Below are 24,129 nucleotides of genomic sequence, written 5' to 3'. Positions count from 1 at the left end.
ACTAACCAACAACCACCAACCAATATTATTCATCTATCCGTAAGAGTTTACGGTAAAAGGTTTGAGAAAAATCTGTAAGTCGATAGCGTTTATAATTTTCCATCATCTCAATTAAAAAATTTATAAACTCGAAGCTAGCCATCATCACTTCATAACTTAGATCTGCGTTACCTTCAAACTGGACTCGACAACGGGTTAAGTCTGAGGGTAGGGTGGCAATATTCCAAGTCGCCACAAAAGGGATATTTTCACTGCCTTCTATTTTGCGGTGTCCTTCCAAAACACCTTTATGATAAAGGCTGATGGCATAGGGTAAGAAATTGCGCTTGCTGCTTTGAATGTATGGCAAGTAGACATTTGCTTGTTGTGGCGTCGCAGGCTGAAGTTGCTCAAAAGACATACTGAAATATTCCTCACGTAAGTTGACAACGAAAGATACTAGTGGTCTTACATAGTGTTCCCAAAAGGAGTGTTGTTATACACACTTTCTACGAGAGGTAAGGAGACAAGGGAGACAAGGAAGAAAACAAACAAAAAACAACTAAAAGCTAACCACTAACAACCAACAACCAACCACTAACCACTAACCACTAACAATTGACCATTGACAAATGACAAATGACAAATAACTAAATAATTATTGACTGTGTGTAAACTACGTTTAAAGATGTCTTAAGGAAAACTTTAGTGGTTTAACACTATAGGATTTTATGGCACCACTGGTTGCAAACTACTACTTGACTTATCGTTGTAATGCTCGATGTCATTTTTGTAACATTTGGGCATTAGAACCTGGAAAAGAAGCGGATTTTGAGACAATTAAACATAATTTACAGGATTTACGCCGCCTGGGAGTCAAATATGTGGACTTTACAGGTGGTGAACCACTGCTGCGGCAAGATGTGGGGCAGATTTATACTGAGGCAAAACGCCAAGGTTTTTATACCAGCATGACCACAAATACAATCTTGTATCCGCAGAAAGCAAAAGAAATTCAGGGGTTAGTGGACTTTTTGAATTTCTCTTTGGATGGTGCGGATGCTGAGACTCATGATCACTCGCGCGGAGTGAAAATTTTTGACAACTTAGTCGAGTCGGTAAAAATTGCTAAGTCTTTAGGAGAATTCCCAGTACTCAATCATACCGTCACCGCCCAAAACTACGAACGTATTGATGAAGTGGGTGAACTGGGTAAAAATTTGGGCGTGCGCGTCTGGCTGAACCCAGCTTTCACAGCCCATGAACACTACAACTCCAATAAAAATCCCACCCCTCAAATGGTGGCGGCAATAGAAGCTACTGCCAAGAAATACAAAAATGTCGGGTACAATAAGGCTGCATTGGCTTTTATTGAAGCTGGGGGCAATGACACTAAAAATCCCCGCTGCAAAGCGGTAGATGCAGTCATTGCAATTTCTCCTAACGACGAGCTGTTGCTACCTTGTTATCACTTTGCCCAAACCGGAGTTCCCATCCAAGGGCGACTTTACGAACTTTATCGTGAGTCGGAGGAGGTAGAAAATTACCGCCAATCTCAAGGTAAGTTAAAAGTGTGTGAAGGATGTACAGTTTGGTGTTACTTAATACCCAGCTTCTTTATGGGTGTTGACAAATACTGGTGGTTAAATCAAGTGACCTATGCCAGCGAATTTCTGGCCCGAAAACGATTCTTACAAAGAGCTTGATCCGCTTGACTCTTTGCTTTCTGAGCTAGCGGTGGAAGAGGAGTTAGAAGAAGAGACATCGCCTTGTGTGTCTCATCCGTCCCGGTTTCAAGGTCGCAGACGCAAAGCCGCTCTAGTTCTAACTATGGTCTGGAGTAGCACGATCGCGTTGCACCTAGTTTCTTGGGGTTATTTGTTCGTACTAGGACTGACTACTATCATCGGGCTTCATGTATTTGTGCTGGTGTTTACTAAACCCCGCCGTACTCATGAGCAATTAGAGGGTGATTACCCCTATGTTTCGGTGTTAGTGGCTGCGAAAAACGAGGAAGCTGTAATTGGCAAACTCGTCAAGAATCTTTGCAGTCTGGAATACCCAGAAGAAAAGTACGAAGTTTGGATTATTGATGATAACAGCAGCGATCGGACTCCGCAGTTTCTAGCAGAACTGGCCCAAAAATACGATCAATTAAAAATTTTTCAACGTTCACCAGGAGCAGGTGGTGGCAAATCCGGAGCTTTGAATCAGGTTTTACCACTAACTAAAGGTGAGGTTTTGGCGGTGTTTGATGCTGATGCTCAAGTTCCACCAGATATACTGCTACGAGTTGTACCCTTGTTTGAACGTCAAAAGGTGGGGGCGGTGCAAGTACGAAAAGCGATCGCCAACGCCAAAGAAAACTTTTGGACAAAGGGACAAATGGCAGAAATGGCATTAGATGCCTATTTCCAACAAGGGCGGACTGTTGTTGGTGGTTTGGGTGAACTACGGGGTAATGGTCAATTTGTCCGGCGAGAAGCACTCAAACGTTGCGGTGGCTGGAATGAAGAGACGATCACTGATGATTTGGATCTAACATTTCGTTTGCACCTAGACAACTGGGACATTGAAAATGTCTTTAACCCCGCAGTTGAAGAAGAGGGCGTAGTAAGTGCGATCGCTCTTTGGCATCAACGTAACCGTTGGGCAGAAGGCGGCTATCAACGCTATCTAGATTATTGGGATTTAATTCTCAAAAACCGCATGGGTAGCCGCAAAACCTGGGATTTGCTGGTTTTCCTGCTTAGCCAGTACATCCTACCCTCAGCAGCAGTACCAGATTTATTGATGGCGATCGCTCGGCATCGTCCACCGATCCTTAGCCCTATGACAGGCTTGACCATTACAATGTCGATGGCAGGTATGTTTGCTGGTCTGGTGCGGATTAGAAAACAAAAGGGGCTAAATTTGTCTAGTTATTTTCTGCTGCTGCTTCAGACTTTGCGTGGTACTCTTTATATGCTTCACTGGTTAATAGTAATCAGTAGCACCACCGCTCGCATGTCTGTGCGTCCTAAGCGTTTGAAATGGGTGAAAACTGTACATACAGGAAGTAAGTAAATTACCCAGCGCTCACGCTTGGCGTAGAGCGCGGGCTTCCTGGTTCATTTGAAAGTTTTGTTCAAAGTTCAAGACTGCAATCATACTCTTTAGCAGTTTGTTATGAGTGCAGAAAGCGACAGCGAGGCTCAAAGCTTTTCAAGACGGATTTTGGATTCAGAGTCTTTGCCAATACGCTATTCCAACAATCTCAAACAATACGATTTATCCCTGTAATCATCTAAAATCATTTACTCTTAATTATTTTTATTAAAATAGCGTAATTGTATCACAAACCGAGTTATACTTCCATGATTTAAATTTTTATATGGTAATTATAAAAACTATAAATCATAAATAGTGTAAACTGATCATAAAAATAGTATTTACTAGAATTTAATACTTGCGATAAATATTCACACAATAGCCTAGTAAATTCAGTGAACTAATTTCCTGAGTTAAATAATGTAAAGCAGGCAATATTTCTTTGCAAAATACGCTTTACATCTACTTGTCTATTGGTGTTAAATATCGTAATCAAATTTTCCATATCTTCATATATAGTCTGTGAGGAGTTATCATGACGAGATATCTACTAGCCTCTGCTGGTGGAGCAAGTTTATTATATTTAATTATGGGATTGTTACCATTACAAGGCCTGGCTAATTTTGAGATTGCAGAGCAAAAGCAGGTACAAAATAATTCTGAAAAAATAGCAATTTCTCACATTGGTAACACCCCTGAAAAAATAGATATTAATAGCGGAGTGAAACCTAATAATTCTCCAAAAAAATTAATTCTAGCTAGTGAGCATGAACAAAATTCACCTGTCTTAAATCAGAAGCAACAAGACAAAAATTTAGAGTTAACTTCAGCTCCTAATTCTTCACTACCAACTTCCTCCCAATCTGCAAATTCACCTCAGCCATCAGACAAAATCGCACAAGTTACATCTGTATCGCAACTATCTGATGTGCAACCTACAGACTGGGCTTTTGGTGCATTACAATCTTTGGTTGAGCGCTACGGTTGTATTGCTGGGTATCCCAATGGTACATACCGCGGTAATCGTCCGATGACTCGCTATGAATTTGCTGCTGGCTTAAATGCCTGTCTTGATCGAGTCAACGAAATAATTGCTACGGCGACTACTAATTTAGTAACAAAAGAAGATTTAGCCACTTTGCAGAGACTGCAAGAAGAATTTGCTGCGGAATTGGCGACACTGCGGGGTCGGGTAGATGTGCTGGAAGCACGCACCGCAGAACTGGAAGCAAATCAGTTTTCCACAACTACCAAACTGAATGGTGAGGTAATTATTGCAGCTATTGGTGCTACAGGAGGTTCTCCAGATACAGATGACCCTAATATCATCTTGACAAATAGAGTGCGGTTAAATCTCAACACCAGTTTTACAGGTAAAGACTTACTAATTACTGGTTTACAATCTCATAACTTTTTGGGCGGTTTGGATGGTAGCGGTAGCCTGCAAGAATCTTTGGGATTAGCTTCGCCTGTACTTAGCGCCAGTAGCGCTCGTACTAGTTTTGAACCTCAGTTTCCTGGTCTTGACGTTAAGACTTTATCAGATGTCAGCGCTAATGATGTTGAGCTTTACAAACTGCTTTATATCTTTCCAGTTGCTGATAAATTAACTTTGTTTGCTGGAACTGCGGCGGAAACATCGGATGCTTTTCCTGCCATTACACCTTTTTATGGTGAAGGACAAGAGTCAATTTCTCGCTTTGGCAATTTGAATCCTGTAGTACGTGTCTCCGGTGGTACTTCTGGTTCTGGCTTGGCTTCTGCTGTAGGGTTTATTTTTAACATTTCCGACCAGTTAGACCTTAGAGCTTTATACGGTAGCGTTAATGCTAACATTCCTGAAAATGCGCCAGACATTCAACCAGGAGTTTCTGGTACACCTTTAGGATCTGGTTTTTTTGGTGGTAGTAGCGTTATAGCCGCACAATTAACCTTTAGACCAACTAGTTCTATAGATATTGGTCTCAACTATGCTAATAGTTATCACGAAATCAATATCTTGGGTACAGGATTAACTAGTAGTGATATTGGTGCTTTGGCTGGTGTTTCACTGGGAACACCCGTCAAACTTAATTCTGTTGGTGGCACACTCACTTGGCGTTTCTCTCCAAAAATTGCTTTATCTGGCTACGGTGCAGCAATATTCGTAGATGATTCTTCCCGTGATGTTGATGCTTCTACTACCTTCACTAGTTGGATGGTGGGGCTTCACTTCAACGATTTGTTCAAACAGGGAAATAACGCAGGTATTCTATTTGGACAGCCACTATATCGCACTTCTGCTGATGGTGATGCTGAACTTGCCTCTACAGGTGTAGATCGGGCTACTCCTTATCATTTAGAAGCTTATTACCGCTTGAAACTAAGTGATAATGTAAGCATTACTCCTGGGGCATTTGTGCTGTTTAACCCCGAGGGTGACAACAGAAACGACACAACAACCGTTGGTGTACTCCGTACTACCTTCACTTTTTAACGGTCAACAGTTCTGATACGCACAATACACGTAGGTAGAGAGGCGAAGAACATCACCTCTCTACAAGCTATTTTTATACACAAATTAAAATTCCTCATCTGTTTCTACTTCGTTTTCCCACTCTGAGTTTGTGCTAGAGTCGGTAACTTCTACTACATCATCTGCAAAGCGAATAATTTCGCCATCAAAAAATTGTGCTAGACGTTGGGCTGCGATCGCTCCTTCATCACTCTCCCAATTGGCTGGTGGCATCTGAGGCTGTGGTAGGGGCATTTGCGCCACAGCAGTATTTGTTACTGAGTCTGTTTTTGTGATTACTGGTTTTACTGGTTGATGATTTTCAGCTACAGGCAGTTGCTGTTGATTGTAACTAGGTGGAGGCGGCTGATGAGCTTGAGGAGTATTATTTTTAGGAATATCTTTTTTTTCATTACTAGGTGCAGTTTTTCCCTGGTTTCCAACCAAGCTCACTTTATATTTTTGCTGAAAAACCTTCACAAAAGCGGCTTCCACATCGGCTAATTTGCCTTGAGCAAGTTTGATCAGCTTTGGTGGCACACCCACAACAGCGACACCATCACCGATACTTAATAAACGTCCGTGTTGGTTTAATAATGCTTTGGCAGGTATAGGCAAAGATTCTACTATTCTTTGCCAAGTTGCTTCCAATGATTCTTGAGTGGAAGAGTTTAGTTCCTCTTGTTCAGAAGGTGGGGGTGGGGAGATGGGGAGGTGGGGAGATGGGGAGGTGGGGGAGTGTGGGGAAGTGTGGGGAGTGGGGGAGAGACGGAAGATTTTTCGTTGTTGCTGTGTTGCTGTGTCGTTGTGTCTTGTTGATTTCCCGTGTCACGTTGTACCTGTGTTGTCTTGCCGTTAGAAACTGGGGAAGGTGGGATAAAAGGGGTTGGTGATACTGTGGGTACTACACGGTTTGTTGTTGATGGCTGAGTACGAATAGTTGCTGAAGGCAACCATCCCAGCAATGTAACTTCTAGCCACAAGCGGGGTTGGGTGGTATTTTTTAGTTGCACCTCAGCAGTTCTTAGGTGTTGTTGTCCTTGTAAAATTGTGCTGATATCTAACTGTTGAGCAAAACTAACAAGTGCTTGCCAAGTTTGGGGAGTGCAAGCAACCAAGTTTTGACGACTAGGTGCAGTTTTGGCTATGAGTAAATCGCGGTAAAAAGCGGCAAAATTTTGGAGAATAATCAGAGGTTCTCGACCACGATCTAGGATTTGACGAGTACAATCAACAACTGCTTCTGGGTTGTCTGTGGCGATCGCACCTAAAAGTGTGAGTAAGTCCCGTTCGCTTACCGAACCCACTAAATCCCACACTTGGTCTGGTGTGACTTCCCCTGATAATAAACTTAATTGGTCAAGTAAACTTTCGGCATCCCGCAATCCCCCCTGAGCAATTTGAGCTACAAGCGTAATTGCTTCAGGATTAATATTAATGTTTTCTTTTGTAGCAATAGTACTCAAATGCTGCACCATTGCTTCTAGAGGTATGCGGCGAAAATCAAACCGTTGACACCGGGAAATAATTGTAGGTAGTACTCTTTGTGGGTCAGTTGTTGCCAGGACAAAGATTACGTGCTTAGGTGGTTCTTCTAGGGTTTTTAGTAGTGCATTGAACGCTGCGGTACTGAGCATGTGACATTCATCGACCACATACACTTTATAACGACACTGAACAGGGGCAAATTGCGCTCTTTCGATAATCTCTCTAATGTTGTCTACACCTGTGTTGCTGGCAGCGTCGATTTCAATTACATCTAAGGAGTAGCCTTTGGTGATTCCTTGACAAACATCACACACACCACAAGGTTCAGCTGTGGGTTTGTCACTTTTAAGACAATTGAGTGATTTAGCTAAAATGCGGGCGCTGGAGGTTTTACCTGTACCTCTTGGGCCTGTGAATAAATAGGCTGGTGCAATTTTGGATGCACGGATAGCATTAGTGAGGGTGGTAGCGATCGCTTCTTGTCCCACCAGTTCAGCAAAACTCTTTGGGCGGTACTTATGGTGCAGGGGTTCGTAAGACATGGATGGCAATGCCTTTTCTGGTTTATGAGTCGCACCCAGTCGAGTTTGGGATTCAATCATTTTAGCTAAAGAGGGAACGAGGATCAGTTATCAGTTATCAGTAAACTGTTAACTGGTCACTGTTAACTGATTCATACCCATCCAAACGCGTAGCGACTAGCCGTAGACATCGCTACAATCTTAGGGTAAACAAAACTCGGGGGGGTGCCACAGATGCTTAAAAAGCTCATTTTATGGCTAAAAAGGTTTTTTCAACGCTTATTTGGCAACCAAAAAGCGCCAACAACATTTGCGGGTAATCATCCCAAAGAACCACCTCCACCTCTAACTGACACAGATTTAGAATTTTTGTTCACCGAACTGTTAGAAGGAGTACATCAAGCCCGAGGACAACAATGGGCGCTGAAATGGCTACATAATATTGAGCATCGCGTCCCAACAGAACGTTGGCTAGAGTGGTTGCATGGCTTTGGTGAAAAACTGTTGGCATCACCCACTCCTAATAATGAATTAGCCGCTCGGATGGTACAACTAGGGGAATTGGAAGTTGGAGAAGTGGGAGATGTTGCCTATGACATTGGGATGCAATTATTGACACGCAATCAAGGAGAACCTGTATGGGAGTATGAAGGCCCAGATGCTCAAATAGCAACCTTTGGCTCGGCAGAAGACACTGATGTAGAAAATTTCCCACCTAGTCAAGTTTTCCAAGCAGCAGATGACGTAGGAAGTCTCCCCGAAGGAGAATTCCAAACTGTAACTTTAGACGAATTACTGGCACTCATGCAGCAGGATGAAAATCTACGCCAGATGATTGCTCAACAATTGGGAGTTGAGACGGAAGATCCGCAAATGATTATCCAAGCATTGATTGATCAATTTCATGCTGCAAATCAATCAAATACAGAACAAGGTTGACGACATACTCACCGGACTGAAGTCACGGTGATTCTTGACGGTTCACAGCAACTTGCGTGACTGTTGCAGTCTTATGGTCGCTCCCGCCCGTTTAAGGTCGTGCCGATGCCCCATGCCGACCATTTCTATATTTCGGGCTGCGTTCTCATCTGTGTCCTGTTGAGTACCGCAATTCAAGCAAAGCACTGAACGGATTGAAAGATCGATTTTGCCCCATCGGAAACCACACTCTGAGCAAACTTGGCTTGTGGGTTCCCATCTGTTGACAGTCTGAAAATCCCTACCAAACTTCTCAGATTTAGCTTCACACAAATTCCTGAACTCTCTCCAACCTTGCAAACTAATCGAACGGGCTAACCGTCGATTCTTCACCATTCCAGACACATGCAAATCTTCTAAAATGATCGTTTGGTTTTCACTAACAATTTTAGTTGATAGCTTGTGCAAGAAATCCTTGCGGGTGTCAGCACTTAGATTGTGCAGTTTACCAATCTGAATCCGGGTTTTATTTCTCCGCTTTGAGTCCTTCTGTTGACGTGCTAGTTTGCGTTGTAGCTTGCGAATTTTGCGATCTTGTTTTGAGTAATCCGGACTCTTAGCTTTTTCGCCATTGCTCATGAGTGCAAACGTTTTGATTCCCAAATCAATTCCAATACTTTGGTTTTTAGCATCGATTTGATTTGCTTCAATCTCTAAAACAAAGCTGAGAAAATAGCGGTTAGCACAGTCCTTGATTACCGTGACTGAACTTGGATCACAGGGCAATTCTCTAGACCAAATCGGCTTTAAGTTACCGATTTTTGCGAGGTAGACTTCTCCCTTCTTGATTAAGAATGCGACTTTTGTCAACGTTGCAGACTGATCATTAGTCTTTTTCTTAAATCGAGGTTGACCTACTTTTCTACCCTTCCACTTGCCTTTAAGCGAATCGAAATAGTTTTTATAGGCTACTTTTAACTGCTTAAGAGATTGCTGTAATGGAACAGACGAAACATCATTCAACCATCGTCTTTCTTCAGTCTTTTTAGACTGAGTGAGAGACTTAGCCAAACTGTTGTAACCGGGATACTTGCTGGCTTTGCTCAGAGCTAAGGCATCATTCCAAACTATCCGAACACACCCGAACCACTCAGCTAGTCTCTGTTGCTGTTGGTCTGTTGGATAGAAACGGTATTGATATCTCGCTTTCATTGCTTGTGCTATAAATTATTGCGCTCCTTATGGGCGCAGTTCAAATATCGTAGTGGAGGCACGAAGTTGTCAGATTTGTTGCATACATTTGATGTACCTAGTTCATAATAATTGTTCAATAGCTGCATTGCATTGATATTTGTAGTTATATTGAATAGTACATAAATACTAAATTATCAAAAGACCAAATGTCAAACCCTATTTGTAGTTATATTGAATAGTACATAAATACTAAATTATCAAAAGACCAAATGTCAAACCCTGAAAAATGATAATAGTTCATAAAAAAGCAGCCACTTCTTCTCGGAAATGGCTGCTTTTTTTATAGAGGTGAGTTAAGATACTCACCCTACGCAATAATTTTAGTAATCGAAGTCGCCGCCCATACCAGCACCAGCACCAGCAGGAGCGCTATCTTTAGGCTCTGGCTTGTCAACAACAATACACTCTGTGGTCAACACCATACCAGCGATGGAAGCTGCGTTTTGCAGTGCAGAACGGGTCACTTTGGCAGGATCAACGATACCAGCAGCAAACAGGTCAACGAACTCGTTGGTAGCTGCGTTAAAGCCAACGTTGAATTCCTTCTCTTTCACGCGTTCAGCGATCACAGCACCATTCTGACCAGCGTTTTCAGCAATCCGCTTGAGGGGAGCAGCCAAGGCACGAGCAACTATCAGCGCACCAGTCAACTCTTCGCCTTTGAGATTACCATTTGCCCACTCTTCCAACTGAGGGCTGAGGTGAGCCAAGGTTGTACCACCACCAGGAACGATACCTTCTTCTACCGCAGCTTTGGTAGCGTTGATCGCATCTTCAAGGCGCAGTTTCTTGTCTTTCATTTCGGTTTCGGTAGCAGCACCAACTTTAACTACTGCTACACCACCGGACAACTTAGCTAAACGCTCTTGCAATTTCTCTTTGTCGTAGGAAGATTCGGTTTCGTCCATTTGACGACGAATCTGTTCGCAACGAGCTTTCACAGCTTGCTCGTTACCTTCAGCAACGATGGTGGTGTTGTCTTTGGTGATCGTGATACGGCGAGCTTTACCTAAACTATCCAGTTTGGTGTTTTCTAGCTTCAGACCAGCATCTTCAGTAATCAACTGACCACCAGTGAGAATGGCGATATCTTCCAGCATTGCTTTACGGCGATCGCCAAATCCAGGAGCTTTCACCGCAGCTACGTTCAGTACACCCCGCAGGCGGTTAACAACCAAGGTTGCCAAAGCTTCTTTTTCAATATCTTCGGCAATAATTACTAAGGGTTTGCCTTGACGTGCTACTTGCTCAAGGACGGGTACTAAATCTTGTACCAAAGCAATTTTCTTATCGGTCAGCAGTAAGTAAGGATCGTCAAATACTGCTTCCATCCGTTCAGGATCGGTAGCGAAGTAGGGAGAGATGTAGCCTTTGTCAAAGCGCATCCCTTCGGTGATTTCCAATTCGGTGGTCATAGATTTCCCTTCTTCTAGGGAAATTACACCTTCCTTACCTACTTTGTCCATTGCTTCAGCAATCATCTGACCGACTTCTTCGTCGTTACCAGCAGAGATTGCACCAACTTGAGCGATCGCTTTGGAATCTTCAACAGGACGAGCGTGTTCTTTAATTTTTTCTACTAAGAAGTTGGTAGCTTTATCAATACCACGCTTCAACAGAATAGCATTCGCACCAGCTGCTACGTTCCGCAAGCCTTCTTTGACCATTGCGTGTGCCAAAACAGTAGCGGTGGTGGTTCCGTCACCAGCAGCGTCGTTGGTTTTGGAAGCAGCTTGGCGGATCAAAGAAACGCCTGTATTTTCAACGTGGTCTTCTAATTCAATTTCTTTAGCAATGGTCACACCGTCATTGATGATTTGGGGTGCGCCAAATTTTTTCTCTAGTACTACGTTACGACCTTTGGGACCGAGGGTAACAGCCACTGCCTCAGCCAGGATATCCATGCCTCTTTCTAAGGCGCGACGAGCGTTTTCGTTGTAGATAATGCGCTTTGCCATAATTTCTTAGTTGTCCTTTGTCATTTGTTATTTGTCATTCGTTATTTGTCTTTTGTCATTTGTCATTTGTAATAAACCAATGACCAATGACCAATGACCAATCACTAAGAAACAATTGCTAAAATGTCTTTCTCAGAAAGCAATACGTATTCGTCGGTTCCTAGCTTGATATCAGTACCAGCATATTTAGAGTAGAGAACTTTATCCCCTACTTTGACATCCATTGGCTGACGAGAACCATCATCTTTGATTTTGCCTTCACCAACCGCAACAACTTCGCCAACTTGGGGCTTTTCTTTGGCGGTGTCGGGTAAATATAAACCACCAGCGGTCTTTTCTTCAGAGGCGCTCACTTTTACAAATACGCGATCGCCTAAAGGTTTTACAGTAGAAACGCTAAGAGATACAGCTGCCATACGAATTTCTCCAGAGTTAGCACTCTCAACTCCTGAGTGCTAATTTAGCGAACCACTGTAGGCAATGGCAATATTTGGGTTTGTACGGGTTCCCGAACTTTGGGAGAAGTGTGGGGGTGATGGGGAGGTTGGGGGGAGTGTGAGGGGTGTGTAGACGCGCTAGCGATGAGACAGCGCGGTCTTGGGGAGCCACTGCGCCCTTGGGGATTCCCCCCGTTGTAGCACAAGCGCGTGGTCTCCCCATGAGCGACTGCGTTCGCGTAGACGCGCTAGCGGCTTCTCGTAAGAGTAGCGTCCCGGAGAAAACTACCCGAAGGGCTTCCCGTTCGTCATCAGGCGTTCCCGTAGGGTAGGGTGGGGGGTGTGAGGAGAATAAATACTAACAAATGACCACCAATTCAAGTAAAAATACTCAATTATTTTAGTATTTCAGGTTTTTTTATATAAGTAACGAATAGTTATATATAGTCAACTTTATTTGCAAAGTTTAGAAATTGTTATAGAACAGAAATCAGAAAGCGCGAGATGGGTAACAAAATAGTGATCCAGTCCAGCCACAAAATAGAGAAGGCAACTCCACCACCAGAAAATAAAGCCCTAAATTACTCTATAGAAACTTTGGGACTAAAAAAAATTCAGCGACATGTTTTTATCTGTGCTGATCAAACATTGCCTAAATGTTGTTCAAAGCAAGCAAGTCTGGAAGCATGGGAGTATTTAAAAAAACGCCTGAAGGAATTAAGGTTAGATGTGCCTCAACAAGAGCGACCTAGTTGCATATTCAGAACCAAAGCTAATTGCTTGCGAGTTTGTTGCTCTGGGCCGATAATGGTGGTTTACCCGGATGGTGTCTGGTATCGCCAAGCAACCCCGGAAGTTATCGAGCGGATTATCCAGGAACATTTAATCGAAAATAAGATTGTGGAAGAATATGCTTTTTTAGTTCATCCTCTGTCAGAAACCTCTGTGGTTACTGAAGAGCAGCGCAACAGAAGCTTAACATCCAAGGGATATGGTGAAGCGGTGAGTTACACAAGTGCGGATTAACTGTTTACCGGGAGCATCTTAGAACTAGTGAAGTTTGATAATCTATAAGGATTATTATTCTGTTGAAGTTTTTTGCCCGCTCCTTTCAAAGCGATATATAATAACGCATTATAAATACTACTGCTCTACGTATCCTTACTGGACTTTTGCCATTGATAGAGTAGTTTCAGGGAAAGTAATTTTCAATTTTGAAACATTTACTCAACAAAGGCAAGTTAAGTGGGAAAAAGCACAACATCACAATCATCCACCAAAAAGGATCGCTATACAAGGCCCCTATGGATCTACGCGCGACAAGTGCCACTGCTATGAAAGAACCCAGCATGAAAGAATACAAACGACTTCTACTCATTGATGATGACCCTAACCTCATCTTGCTGGTGAAGGATTACTTGGAATTCCGGGGATACGAAGTCATCACCGCAGAAAACGGTCGAGAAGCTTTGGAAATTTTAGAGCAGGATGTTCCAGATATGATCATCTGCGACGTGATGATGCCGGAAATGGACGGATATACTTTTGTTGAACAAGTCCGGCAAAACGAACGCACTAGTTGGATTCCTGTTCTATTTCTCTCAGCAAAGGGACAAAGCGCAGACCGGGTCAAAGGACTAAATAAAGGTGCTGATGTATACATGGTCAAGCCCTTTGAACCAGAAGAGTTGGTGGCGCAAGTAGAATCGTCTCTCAAGCAAACCATTCGTTGGAAAGAACATCAAGCCAAAGGAGGAGACAACGGTTCGCGTATTCAAGTTCCCTTTGATGTGCAGTTAACCCCAACCGAACTAAAAGTTGTCCAGTTTGTCGCTAGGGGTTTAGCTAACCGCGAAATTGCTGAAGAACTAAATGTTAGTCAGCGTACAGTTGAAAGCCATGTGTCCAACATGTTGGGCAAAACCAATCTCCACAATCGTACTGAATTAGCACGGTGGGCGATTGAGAATCAAATGGCATAGATCAAGCTCTAATTTATGAGTGTTGAGTTATGAGTTGGTTTGTGACGATTTCAAACTCATAACTCAATTACTTGTTTTTTATCCAGTGAGTGTTTTTTAATGATTGCACTAATGCTAGCGATCGCTTCAGTTCTATCTAGCAATTTTTAATGTTAGTTCGATAAATATTACTAGACTCGCCCGCTAGTAAACTGCGGGCTAATAGTTCAATTCTACTAAAAGTAGACTGATTGCATAAGCTTTTCAACCCACTTTAAGTGGGTTTTAGCTATCAGCCCGCAACTAAAGTGCGGGCTAGATAAGCACCTAGCCTTAACGATTAGAAATCGTGGCTATACAAACTAATGTGTCTAAAACTCCGCACTTTCTGGTGTACGTGGGAAAGGAATCACATCACGAATATTCCCCATCCCGGTCATAAATTGCACGAGTCTTTCAAAGCCCAATCCAAAACCAGCATGGGGAACAGTACCGTAACGACGCAAATCTAGATACCACCACAAGTCTTCTAGTTTCATTCCTTGCGCTAGTACCCGCTTTTCTAACACTTCTAAACGTTCTTCCCGTTGGGAACCACCGATAATTTCACCAATCTTCGGTGCTAGAATATCCATCGCCGCAACGGTTTTTTCATCATCGTTTAAGCGCATATAAAAGGCTTTGATTTGGGCTGGATAATCAGTCACAATTACTGGTTTTTTGAATAATTGTTCACAAAGATAACGCTCGTGTTCTGATTGTAGATCTAAGCCCCAATTAACGGGATAATCAAACTGCACATCGGCTTTTTCTAAAAGTTTGATGGCTTCTGTATAAGTGATACGTTCAAATTGATTGTTAATTATATTATCTGCTGTTGCTAACACAGTATTATCAATGCGCTGGTTAAAAAATTCCATGTCTTCTGGGCATTTTTCTAGCACATATTTAAAAATATATTTAAGGAATTCCTCTGCTAAATCCATATCGCCATGGAGATCACAAAAAGCCATTTCTGGCTCAACCATCCAAAATTCTGCGAGATGACGGGAAGTATTGGAGTTTTCGGCGCGAAAGGTAGGGCCAAAGGTGTAGACGTTGCTAAACGCCATCGCCATGATTTCGGCTTCTAATTGACCGCTAACTGTTAAGTATGTGGGTCTGGCGAAGAAGTCTTTAGTATAGTCTACAGTTTGATTTTCTGTGCGGGGAATGTTTTTTAAATCTAAACTAGTGACGCTAAAAAGTTCTCCTGCACCTTCACAGTCACTGGCGGTGATAATAGGAGTATGTACCCACATAAAACCGCGTTCTTGAAAGAATTGGTGGATGGCGGTAGCACAAGCATTGCGGACACGGAAAACTGCACCAAAGGAATTAGTACGCGATCGCAAATGTCCAATAGTCCGCAGAAACTCAAAGGAATGACGTTTCTTTTGTAGAGGATAAGTTTCGGGATCAGCTTCTCCGTAAACTTTGACGCTATCTGCTTTTAATTCTACACGCTGTCCTTTGGCAGGAGAAGCTACTAAAACCCCAGACACTTCTACGGAAGCGCCTGTATTTAACTTTTTCAAGATATTTTCATAATCCGGCAATTCTTGATTAATTACTACTTGTAGGTTAGCTAGAGATGAGCCATCATTTACTTCTATAAAAGCAAAACCTTTTAATTCGCGTTTAGTACGCACCCAGCCTTTAACTTCTAGTGAGTCATCAGGCTGACCATTTCGCAATATTTCTACAATTCTTTTATCTACCATATCTGTATCAGAGCATAAAATCTAGAGTGTGACATTTTTAGAATTGTAGACTCTAAATTTTAATTTAAAAAATTAGATCTTAAATAAATCCCCGATTCCTACCCAGCACAAGACTTTAATATCCAACCTATGATAACGCCCATTCCGCCAAAGCGTATGGCTTGCCAAAAAGGTTCTTTGAAACTGCGCCAAGAAAACAGTTGACTCTCTAAGCAGACTTCCAATACTTCTAATTGCTGTTGAATTTGCCGTAACTCTGCTTCTATTTCTGGTGTTGGTTTTTTATCTTGACTGAGTTTATAAAGTTTGTATTGCAGTTGTTTTTGTTGACGAAGATCGCGCTGTACCTGTTGATAACGTTCTCTTAAAGCTGCAAGCGATCGCTCGACTTCTAAGAGTTCTTGTTCAAAATCAAGTTCCTGATTATCCTCTTGTGGTGGTTCTGACGGTTTTTGAGGCTGCTTCATTAAAGTAGTAGAGTAAAAGTAAATGCGACAATACCTTGGAGTGTATGTCTCAATCTACACAGCCGCTTAAAAACAGTCAACTGAATCAATTTACTACTTTAGAATTAGCTCAAGCCCTGATGGAAAGGTTGAGCATTTCTCCTAATGATTGGCACCGCCTCAAATCTAACCGTAAAGCTCGTGCTGGCGAACAAGCAGCAGCAGCTATTGTCTTCCTCCTTAAGGAAGAACCACAAGAAGCTCTCACGAGGTTAGAACAAGCAACAGGTTGGTTAGATCACTCTATTTCTGCACCACCTTGTCCGACACACGGAACTAAGATGGGGTGATGGGGTGATGGGGAGATGGGGTGCTTTTTTCTCCCCATCTCCCACCTCTAGCGCAGCAATGGTATACGCGGTCGAGCTTGCTCCAATTGCTTACACAACCTTAACTCAGTACCTTTGGTATTCCACTCAACTTCGTCAAAAACAAGATGCAAAATCGACAAACCACGACCGCATTCTGACTCATCCGGTGGCAGGTACTCGGTTGGATCTGTATCACACTTACAAGAAGGAGTAAATCCTCCGCCTTGGTCTGAGATGATCCACCAATATTTGTTATCTATTAGGGAATAACGTACTATTACCTTTTTACTAGGATCAAGATTATTGCCATGTTTAGCTGCATTAACTAAGGCTTCTTGAAGCCCTAGTCGCAGTTCGGCTTGCATGGGCGTTGGAATTTCTGCCAGAAGCAAATCTAATATTGGACACAGATATAAAGTTGAGGCGAAACTAATAGTCCCCCAACTACGTCCAACTGGACGAAGTGAAATGGTGATCACAAGAGAAACCCCGCAGCTTCAGAGTTAGCTAGACATCAGTTTGCTGTCACAGGCACCCTGATTATTTGTGAGGTGGTCGTGTTGCCTTCAAACCTAACGTCTTTGGAACTAAATTTTGAAAATGCTAGGGAGCATTGGCTCTCCTAATGATTTTGGGCTGTTCTCACACAAAACGGCTGAAGTAACTTTACCCAAGTAGTTAGCAACTCAAAAAAATGCTTTGCTTTCACAAAAGAGTATAAACATACTCTTTCATTTGCCGATTTTTAGTTTAGACGACCCAATTCATGTCTGAGAGTAGCCCATGCAGCTTCTATTTTTTTGCACAATTAGAATTATATTTTTAGCTTAATTCTAGTTTAGCATTTTTACTATCCGCTAGACTACAAATTTTCAATTTGAGTTTTTTAAAAGACTCATCTTTGTTTAAAGCAACTGCGATCGCACAAGAAAAGCTGCTGCTTCTACATGGGCGGTTTGAGGAAAAAAATCTGCTGGTTGTACACGTGTAAGAGTATATACATCATTTTCGCAAAGTAATTTCAAATCGCGTGCCAGGGTTGCGACTTTACAGCTGACATAAACGATACGTTCTGGTTGAAATGTTAATAAAGTTTCAACAACTTGGCGATCGCATCCTTTGCGTGGGGGATCTAGCAAAACAATATCTGGTTTAATTTCCAGTTGTGGCAGTAATTTTTCCACTGCACCTGTTATAAAAGTCACATTATGAATTTGATTGTTTTGAGCATTACAAATTGCCTGTTCTACCGCCTCTGGTTGTATTTCCAACCCAATTGCTTGGTGAACTTGTTTTGCTAGTGGCAAAGTTAACGTACCGACACCACAATAGGCATCAAGTAACACTTCAGTTCCTTGTAAATGCAGTTCTGATTGAATAACCTGTAACAATGTCTCTGCCGTCTCCGTGGAAACCTGGAAAAACGTGTCTGGACGTACCTGAAATTCTAACCCGGCAAATTCTTCTCGCAGATAACCAGTACCGACAATACAACGAGTTTCCCTACCAAAAATAGTATTTGTGCGTTTCGAGTTATAGTTTAAACAAACTCCTACTAAAGTAGGATAGCGATTAAACCATTCCTGTGCTTGCTCTTTAATACCTGGTAAATCCCAATCTTTTACAACCAAAGTTAATAATATTTCTCCTGTCCGCCGACCGATGCGTAATCCAAGATGACGTATTATTCCTGTGTGGTCTTTTTCGTTATAAATTGCCCAATTTTGCTTTTGAATATCTTGTTTAATTCCTGCCAATAAAGAATTTAATCGTGGATCTTGGACTGGACATTGATTTAAATTAATTAATTGATGGCTAGCTTTTTGGTAGTAGCCTGTTTGGACATTTCCAGTTGCAGATACACCCATAGGATAGGTGACTTTATTGCGATAACCCAGAGGCGAAGCAGCCCTTAAAACCAAATCTACAGGTGGTTGGACAAAACCACCGATACGTTCTAAAGCTTGAATAACTTGATTGCGTTTCGCTTCTAGCTGATATTCATAATCTATATGTTGCCACTGGCAACCACCACATTTATCAGCGACAATGCAGCTTGGTCGAATGCGGTGGATCGAGGGTTGTAATATTTGTTTAAGCTTAGCGTGGGCATAGTTAGATTTGACGTGTACTAGACGGACAATAGCGCGATCGCCTGGTACAGTATCTGGTACAAACACCACCCGTTCATGCGATCGTCCTACACCATCGCCTGTATCAGTTGTGTCTGTGATCTGAACTTCTATTAACTCACCTTGTTTCCAAAAAGAATTAGTCATTTGTCAATAGTCAATTGTCAATAGTAATTTGTTAGTAGTTAGTGGTTGGTTGTTGGTAAGAGGGAACTCTTAACTCTTAACAGGAAATAGGTAATTTCTTCCTTGTCCTTCAAGTCGTTCTTGTCTCCCCACACTCCTCATACTCTCCGCCCCCTTCCCCACCAGAGACCCCGAGTTCCCACGTGCCCTTCCTTGTCTCCCGTGTCCCTCTTCCCTTCCCATCTCCCCAATCCCCCTTCACTTGTGTCCACAAGACTCGTTAAACTAGCAAATAATAAATCTCGTGATTCAATATCATGACTGTAGTAAGCCAAGTTATTCTCAAAGCCGACGACGAACTGCGTTATCCCAGCAGTGGTGAACTCAAAAGCATCAAAGAGTTTTTACAAACCGGCGAACAGCGCGTACGCATTGCTAGTACGCTAGCTGAAAATGAAAAAAAGATTGTTCAGGAAGCTACCAAACAGCTTTGGCAAAAGCGTCCTGATTTTATCTCACCAGGAGGTAATGCCTACGGAGAACGCCAACGTGCTTTATGTATCCGTGATTTTGGCTGGTATTTACGCCTAATTACTTATGGTGTACTTGCCGGCGACAAAGAACCAATCGAAAAAATTGGTTTGATTGGTGTGCGAGAAATGTACAATTCCTTGGGTGTTCCTGTACCTGGAATGGTAGAAGCCATCAACTGCTTGAAAAAAGCCTCCCTTGATTTACTGAATACAGGCGACTCTGCTGAAGCAGCACCTTACTTTGATTACATCATTCAAGCGATGTCTTAATCGAAGGCCAGACTCACAATGTCTCAAGGTGCAGTTTCGCTTGCGCTTGTCTAAGTGCAAAATCGCACCTGAATATTGATCATGATTTCTTAATACCATCATACTCCCCACACTTGCTAGTGGCTCTGGCGGAATCTCCGTCAAGTTACCAGCCAGTTGTGGGGATATTTTATTTTGTTAGTAGATAGTTGTTAGTTGTTGATTGTTAGTAGTTAGTAGGTAGAGACGCGAGGAACATCGCGTCTGTACATTAGTAGTTAGTAGTTAGTAGTTAGTAGATAGTGGTAAATAAGTAATACCATTTCACTATCTGTTACATTTGGCGACAAGGAGATGGGAAAGGTGGGGGAGTATGAGGAGTGTGAGGGGTAAAGGAATTACCAGTAACTATTAACCACCAACCATTAACTACTAACTACTAACTACAATTTAAATTATGGGGTTTTGGTTAGGCTAGAAAATGATGTTGACAGAAAAACTTGAGCAACTCAAAGCCATATTCGCCCAGATGAATCAAGCTTTAATTGCTTATTCTGGTGGTGTTGATAGTACTTTGGTTGCTAAGGTTGCTTATGATGTCTTGGGCGATCGCGCTTTGGCTGTGACAGCTGTTTCGCCGAGTTTGTTACCTGAAGAATTGGAAGATGCTAAAATCCAAGCAGCAATGATTGGGATTCCCCATCAAATCATCGCCACACATGAGATGGAAAATCCTAATTACACTTCTAACCCTGTTAACCGTTGTTATTTCTGCAAAAGTGAATTGCACGATACCCTCAAACCTTTAGCTGTAGAAATGGGTTATCCTTACGTAGTAGATGGGGTGAATGCTGATGATTTGCATGATTATCGGCCAGGAATTCAGGCAGCAAAAGAAAGAGGTGCGCGATCGCCTCTAGCAGAAGTTGGGATTACCAAAGGCGAAGTGCGGCAAATTTCCCAACAACTCGGTCTACCTTGGTGGGATAAACCTGCCCAACCTTGTCTGAGTTCTCGTTTTCCTTATGGCGAAGAAATTACTGTAGCGAAGTTACAACGTGTAGGTAGGGCAGAAATTTATCTGCGGAAGTTGGGATGGCAGAATTTACGGGTTCGTTCAGAAGGCGATACTGCCAGGATTGAATTACCACCAGAAAAAATTAAAGATTTTGTCTTGAATACAGATTTAAACACAGTTGTCACCACATTTCAAGAGTTTGGTTTTATCTACGTAACTCTAGATTTAGAAGGTTATAGCAGTGGCAAATTAAATCGGGTTTTAAAGTAAATTCCGCGCTTTAAGTTGCAAGTATCTATCAACTAGTTGTTCTGTAATTTGATTTGCGGGTGCGTCGAGAACTAACACACCTTTTTGCTTGAGTTGGGCAAATGCTACTTGTCGCTGTGCTAATAAGTCTAAAGCAACTGCGCGGGTATAAGCATTTTTCACTCCCTCAAAGTCTGCTGTTGGGGGAAGATGTGCTAGACGATCTACTTGGGGATCGCGTAAAGTAACAGCAAAAGAAAGATAGCGGGGTGTAAGTCTCGAAAGAGCAGCCAGCAGTTCGGCAGAGGCAGTATTATCAACTATATCGGTAATAACTACAATTAAGGCTCTACGAGTTTGTTGTTGGACAACATGAGTTACCGCACCCATGTAATCAGATTCTAGTAGCACTGGTTGAATGGGAGTCAAGCGATCAATGAGAGTTCCTAAATGATTTTGTCCCCTTTCTGGGGAAATCCATGTATGCATCTGGCGATCAAATACACCTACCCCAACGCGATCGCCTCGATGTAATCCTGCTAAAGCCAAAGATAAAGTCGCATTTAAACCCCAGTCAAACCGTCGCAAACCCTGGACTTTTGCTGTCATCAACCTTCCCCGATCTAGCAAAATCAACAAAGTTTGCTCTTGTTCTGGTTCTAATACCCTGACTAATGGCGGTGTATTCCCATAACCAACCCGCCGCGCTGTTGCTTTCCAATCAATCAACCGCAAATCATCACCCGTACGATAGTTTCGCAGTTCCGCAAACTCTGTGCCAATTCCCAACTGGCGAAACTGACGCATAGCACCAGAAGATTGCAATGTCAAGCGAATAGAAAGCGATCGCAACCCGACTAAATCTGGATAAACCCAAACTTTCAGAATTTGGGGAATCTTGCGATCGTCCCAAGCTAAACCCCAAGCACCGAGTTGTCTCACCTGGATATCTCCCCAAGAAAATTCTCCCCGTTGGGTTGGGTGGACTGTATAAGTTAACTCTTGAGTGGTCTGACTAGGAATCTTAGCGTCTAGTGTTGGTGTCGAGACACCAAACTCACTTGGGTAATAGTCGCGAATTTGAATGATTGCCTGATTTTTTTCCGAAGTAACTCGCAGTACTACCAAATTATCCCGTCCTACAGACAAGCGCGGTAGTAATTCCCGTGACACCTGCACCCGGTGACGCCGAACTAACAAACCATCCACAACCATAGATGCCAAAACTACGGCATCATATAGCAAAATTATAGTGATGCTGGCACGAACGCCAAAAAAGATGGCTAAAGTAGACGCGATCGCAATTCCTAAAATTAAAAGTAAATAAACTCGTTTTGAGGGAATCATATTTTGAAGGATGAAGGGTGAAGTTAGGAACGTTTATTGTTTTTAGCACGGACAATTATCGTTGTGATAATTGATATTAGTTCCTCGGTTTCATCGGTCAAAGATGTTAAATTTTGAGTTGGAATAATTTCTGATTTAGCTAAAAGACGAAGCTAGTACAAGCTTTCTCTTGCTTCTTTTTGAGCAATATTGTACTTGTGAATGGAATCTGATTTACTTTCGCTTCTATTTGACTGCTTCAATGTTAGCCCCGATAGAAGTTGCTGCTCTGAAGAATTGTTTGCCAATAATGTAACCAGCTTGGTCTTTGCCTTGCTGCAAAAATTGATAAAGTTTGATTGCTCGTAAAGCATATTCAAACGACCTTTCTCTAATATCCCACGGCTTTTGCTTTTCACCCTACTCTACCTTGAAGCCGAAGAAGGCGCGTCTACACCTTTCATCCTTCATACTTCATCCTTTACCTTGGTACTGGAACTTTGTTAAGTATTGAAGCGATCGCTGCATCAATTTGTAAACCATCTAACAGTGCTTCTGGTTTCAAAAGCAGACGATGACGCAACAGTGGAGTTGCAACTGTTTTGACATCATCAGGAGTAACAAAATCCCTACCTGCTAAGTACGCCGTTGCTTGTGCTGTTACAAACCAAGAAGTAGCAGCGCGGGGTGATGCACCCAAAGCTAAATCCGGGTGTTGTCGCGATGTTCTTACCAATGCCAAAAGATAATCTATGATTGCTTCAGAAACTTGCACTTGTTTGACTTCTTGTCGCGCCTGCAAAATTTCCGCTACATTCGCCACTGGTTTAAGGCTAGCAATATCTAAACGTCGTGCTGCAAACCCCGCCTGTCGATTTAGTAACATTTGTTTTTCTGCTACTTCATCTGGGTAATCTACTACCAGCTTGAATACAAATCTGTCTAGTTGTGCTTCTGGTAAAGGATAAGTACCCTCAAACTCCAAGGGATTTTGCGTAGCAATTACCCAAAATAAATCTGGTAATGGCAAACTTTCACCATCCAGCGTTACCTGCATTTCTTCCATTGCTTCTAGTAGCGCCGCTTGGGTTTTGGGGGGAGTGCGGTTAATTTCGTCTGCTAACAGCACTTCAGTAAACACTGGCCCCTTTTTCAAAGTAAAACTGCGACTATTTAAGTCAAAAATATTAGTACCAGTAATATCTGCGGGTAAAACATCCGGCGTGAGTTGGATACGACGAAACTCCGCTTGGATAATCTGTGCCAAAACTTTTACCAAGAGTGTTTTACCAGTTCCTGGTACACCTTCCAAAATTACGTGGCCACCTGCCAACAGTGCGATGAGTAGCTGTTGTACAATACTAGATTGCCCGACAATGACTCGGTTTAAAGCTTGACTAAGGCGATTAAATACAGTGTGGGTTTCGCTCATGTTTTTAATGTTAGTTATTAGTGGTTAGTAGTTAGTGGTTGTACCAGACGTGTCATGGCACGTCTCTACATTGGTTAGTGGTAAATAGAATAACCAACTACCAACCAAAACTATTAACCAACCTTTATAGTCATTTTTTTACTTAATGCACAGTTATCGAATTTAAGCAATAGATTATATAGCGGTTTGCAATTAGGTGGGAAAAACGACCACTGTGCAAGGCGATACACACCGATGCATCTACAAAGAAATGCTATCAACCTATTTTTAAGCTTATAAGTAAGCAAACACCGACACATAACATAAATACCTACGGATAATCTATCTGTGTTCATCAGTGTGCATCAGTGTTCGATTTCTCTAAACCTCAATTTTGGTTACAGT

Annotated in this window: 21 protein-coding genes and 1 pseudogene; 10 read left to right on the top strand and 12 right to left on the bottom strand. The window is 42.4% G+C overall.

Annotated features, from left to right (window positions below):
- Nucleotides 1-25: 25 nt before the first annotated feature.
- The gene (ebsA, locus tag RS893_RS19475; RefSeq protein ID WP_315787078.1) at nucleotides 26-400 is read right to left on the bottom strand and encodes a type IV pilus biogenesis protein EbsA; all 375 of its coding nucleotides are present in this window, start codon (nucleotides 398-400) and stop codon (nucleotides 26-28) included.
- 310 nt (nucleotides 401-710) lie between these two features.
- Here ebsA and RS893_RS19470 point away from each other — a divergent pair, with 310 nt between their 5' ends.
- From RS893_RS19470 to RS893_RS19460, 3 genes are all read left to right on the top strand, one after another.
- Nucleotides 711-1,685 (top strand): radical SAM protein, encoded by a 975-nt coding sequence (locus RS893_RS19470; RefSeq protein WP_315787076.1) that lies wholly within the window; start codon nucleotides 711-713, stop codon nucleotides 1,683-1,685.
- Nucleotides 1,639-3,045, top strand: a complete 1,407-nt coding sequence (locus RS893_RS19465) for a glycosyltransferase family 2 protein (protein ID WP_315787075.1) — start codon at nucleotides 1,639-1,641, stop codon at nucleotides 3,043-3,045. The genes RS893_RS19470 and RS893_RS19465 overlap by 47 nt, the downstream gene beginning before the upstream one ends.
- A gap of 559 nt (nucleotides 3,046-3,604) precedes the next feature.
- Nucleotides 3,605-5,545 (top strand): iron uptake porin, encoded by a 1,941-nt coding sequence (locus RS893_RS19460; RefSeq protein ID WP_315787073.1) that lies wholly within the window; start codon nucleotides 3,605-3,607, stop codon nucleotides 5,543-5,545.
- An 84-nt stretch (nucleotides 5,546-5,629) separates the two neighbouring features.
- Here the strand turns inward: RS893_RS19460 and RS893_RS19450 are convergent.
- Nucleotides 5,630-7,593 (bottom strand): annotated as a pseudogene (locus RS893_RS19450) (DNA polymerase III subunit gamma/tau).
- A 213-nt stretch (nucleotides 7,594-7,806) separates the two neighbouring features.
- Here RS893_RS19450 and RS893_RS19445 point away from each other — a divergent pair.
- Nucleotides 7,807-8,511 carry a hypothetical protein gene (locus tag RS893_RS19445; RefSeq protein WP_315787068.1) on the top strand — a complete coding sequence of 235 codons (705 nt, stop codon included), beginning with the start codon at nucleotides 7,807-7,809 and terminating at the stop codon, nucleotides 8,509-8,511.
- A 42-nt stretch (nucleotides 8,512-8,553) separates the two neighbouring features.
- Here RS893_RS19445 and RS893_RS19440 read toward each other — a convergent pair whose 3' ends face one another.
- The 3 genes from RS893_RS19440 to groES form a co-directional block, all read right to left on the bottom strand.
- Nucleotides 8,554-9,702 (bottom strand): transposase, encoded by a 1,149-nt coding sequence (locus RS893_RS19440; RefSeq protein WP_315787067.1) that lies wholly within the window; start codon nucleotides 9,700-9,702, stop codon nucleotides 8,554-8,556.
- Between the two features lie 362 nt (nucleotides 9,703-10,064).
- Complete coding sequence (groL, locus tag RS893_RS19435; RefSeq protein WP_315787066.1) at nucleotides 10,065-11,702, bottom strand: chaperonin GroEL; 1,638 nt, start codon at nucleotides 11,700-11,702, stop codon at nucleotides 10,065-10,067.
- Between the two features lie 104 nt (nucleotides 11,703-11,806).
- A complete protein-coding gene (gene groES / locus RS893_RS19430; protein WP_009457502.1) occupies nucleotides 11,807-12,118 on the bottom strand; it encodes a co-chaperone GroES in 312 nt (103 codons plus the stop codon).
- A 146-nt stretch (nucleotides 12,119-12,264) separates the two neighbouring features.
- Here groES and RS893_RS19425 point away from each other — a divergent pair, with 146 nt between their 5' ends.
- The 3 genes from RS893_RS19425 (at nucleotide 12,265) to RS893_RS19415 (ending at nucleotide 14,121) form a co-directional block, all read left to right on the top strand.
- Nucleotides 12,265-12,471 carry a hypothetical protein gene (locus tag RS893_RS19425; protein ID WP_315787062.1) on the top strand — a complete coding sequence of 69 codons (207 nt, stop codon included), beginning with the start codon at nucleotides 12,265-12,267 and terminating at the stop codon, nucleotides 12,469-12,471.
- 172 nt (nucleotides 12,472-12,643) lie between these two features.
- Complete coding sequence (locus tag RS893_RS19420) at nucleotides 12,644-13,165, top strand: ferredoxin (protein WP_315787060.1); 522 nt, start codon at nucleotides 12,644-12,646, stop codon at nucleotides 13,163-13,165.
- Nucleotides 13,166-13,443: 278 nt separating this feature from the next.
- Nucleotides 13,444-14,121, top strand: a complete 678-nt coding sequence (locus tag RS893_RS19415; protein ID WP_009457500.1) for a response regulator transcription factor — start codon at nucleotides 13,444-13,446, stop codon at nucleotides 14,119-14,121.
- 350 nt (nucleotides 14,122-14,471) lie between these two features.
- On the opposite strand, the gene asnS is transcribed toward RS893_RS19415, so the two are convergent.
- Nucleotides 14,472-15,863 carry an asparagine--tRNA ligase gene (gene asnS, locus RS893_RS19410; protein ID WP_315787041.1) on the bottom strand — a complete coding sequence of 464 codons (1,392 nt, stop codon included), beginning with the start codon at nucleotides 15,861-15,863 and terminating at the stop codon, nucleotides 14,472-14,474.
- A 98-nt stretch (nucleotides 15,864-15,961) separates the two neighbouring features.
- Nucleotides 15,962-16,330 carry a hypothetical protein gene (locus RS893_RS19405; protein WP_315787039.1) on the bottom strand — a complete coding sequence of 123 codons (369 nt, stop codon included), beginning with the start codon at nucleotides 16,328-16,330 and terminating at the stop codon, nucleotides 15,962-15,964.
- A 44-nt stretch (nucleotides 16,331-16,374) separates the two neighbouring features.
- On the opposite strand from RS893_RS19405, the gene RS893_RS19400 reads away from it, so the two are divergent.
- Nucleotides 16,375-16,659, top strand: a complete 285-nt coding sequence (locus RS893_RS19400) for a DUF6439 family protein (protein WP_315787038.1) — start codon at nucleotides 16,375-16,377, stop codon at nucleotides 16,657-16,659.
- A 47-nt stretch (nucleotides 16,660-16,706) separates the two neighbouring features.
- Here RS893_RS19400 and RS893_RS19395 read toward each other — a convergent pair whose 3' ends face one another.
- Together RS893_RS19395 and rlmD are read right to left on the bottom strand one after the other, a co-directional pair.
- Nucleotides 16,707-17,159, bottom strand: coding sequence for an anti-sigma regulatory factor (locus RS893_RS19395; protein WP_315787036.1), 453 nt, complete (start codon nucleotides 17,157-17,159; stop codon nucleotides 16,707-16,709).
- Between the two features lie 426 nt (nucleotides 17,160-17,585).
- Nucleotides 17,586-18,959 (bottom strand): 23S rRNA (uracil(1939)-C(5))-methyltransferase RlmD, encoded by a 1,374-nt coding sequence (gene rlmD, locus RS893_RS19390; RefSeq protein WP_315787035.1) that lies wholly within the window; start codon nucleotides 18,957-18,959, stop codon nucleotides 17,586-17,588.
- A gap of 296 nt (nucleotides 18,960-19,255) precedes the next feature.
- On the opposite strand from rlmD, the gene RS893_RS19385 reads away from it, so the two are divergent.
- A complete protein-coding gene (locus RS893_RS19385) occupies nucleotides 19,256-19,741 on the top strand; it encodes an allophycocyanin subunit alpha-B (protein WP_315787033.1) in 486 nt (161 codons plus the stop codon).
- Between the two features lie 460 nt (nucleotides 19,742-20,201).
- On the top strand, nucleotides 20,202-21,008 hold the full coding sequence (gene larE, locus RS893_RS19380) for an ATP-dependent sacrificial sulfur transferase LarE (protein WP_315787031.1): 807 nt from the start codon (nucleotides 20,202-20,204) through the stop codon (nucleotides 21,006-21,008).
- Here the strand turns inward: larE and RS893_RS19375 are convergent.
- From RS893_RS19375 to RS893_RS19365, 3 genes are all read right to left on the bottom strand, one after another.
- Complete coding sequence (locus RS893_RS19375) at nucleotides 21,000-22,334, bottom strand: DUF58 domain-containing protein (RefSeq protein WP_315787029.1); 1,335 nt, start codon at nucleotides 22,332-22,334, stop codon at nucleotides 21,000-21,002. The two genes, larE and RS893_RS19375, sit on opposite strands and share 9 nt — an antisense overlap.
- A 225-nt stretch (nucleotides 22,335-22,559) precedes the next feature.
- Nucleotides 22,560-22,655 (bottom strand): hypothetical protein, encoded by a 96-nt coding sequence (locus RS893_RS19370; protein ID WP_315787027.1) that lies wholly within the window; start codon nucleotides 22,653-22,655, stop codon nucleotides 22,560-22,562.
- 139 nt (nucleotides 22,656-22,794) lie between these two features.
- On the bottom strand, nucleotides 22,795-23,754 hold the full coding sequence (locus tag RS893_RS19365) for a MoxR family ATPase (protein ID WP_315792033.1): 960 nt from the start codon (nucleotides 23,752-23,754) through the stop codon (nucleotides 22,795-22,797).
- Nucleotides 23,755-24,129: the final 375 nt, after the last annotated feature.

This window comes from Fischerella sp. JS2 (genome assembly GCF_032393985.1).
Taxonomy (GTDB): domain Bacteria; phylum Cyanobacteriota; class Cyanobacteriia; order Cyanobacteriales; family Nostocaceae; genus Fischerella.
Note: the sequence above shows the minus strand (reverse complement) of the source record. Positions and strands in the feature narration are given on the sequence as shown.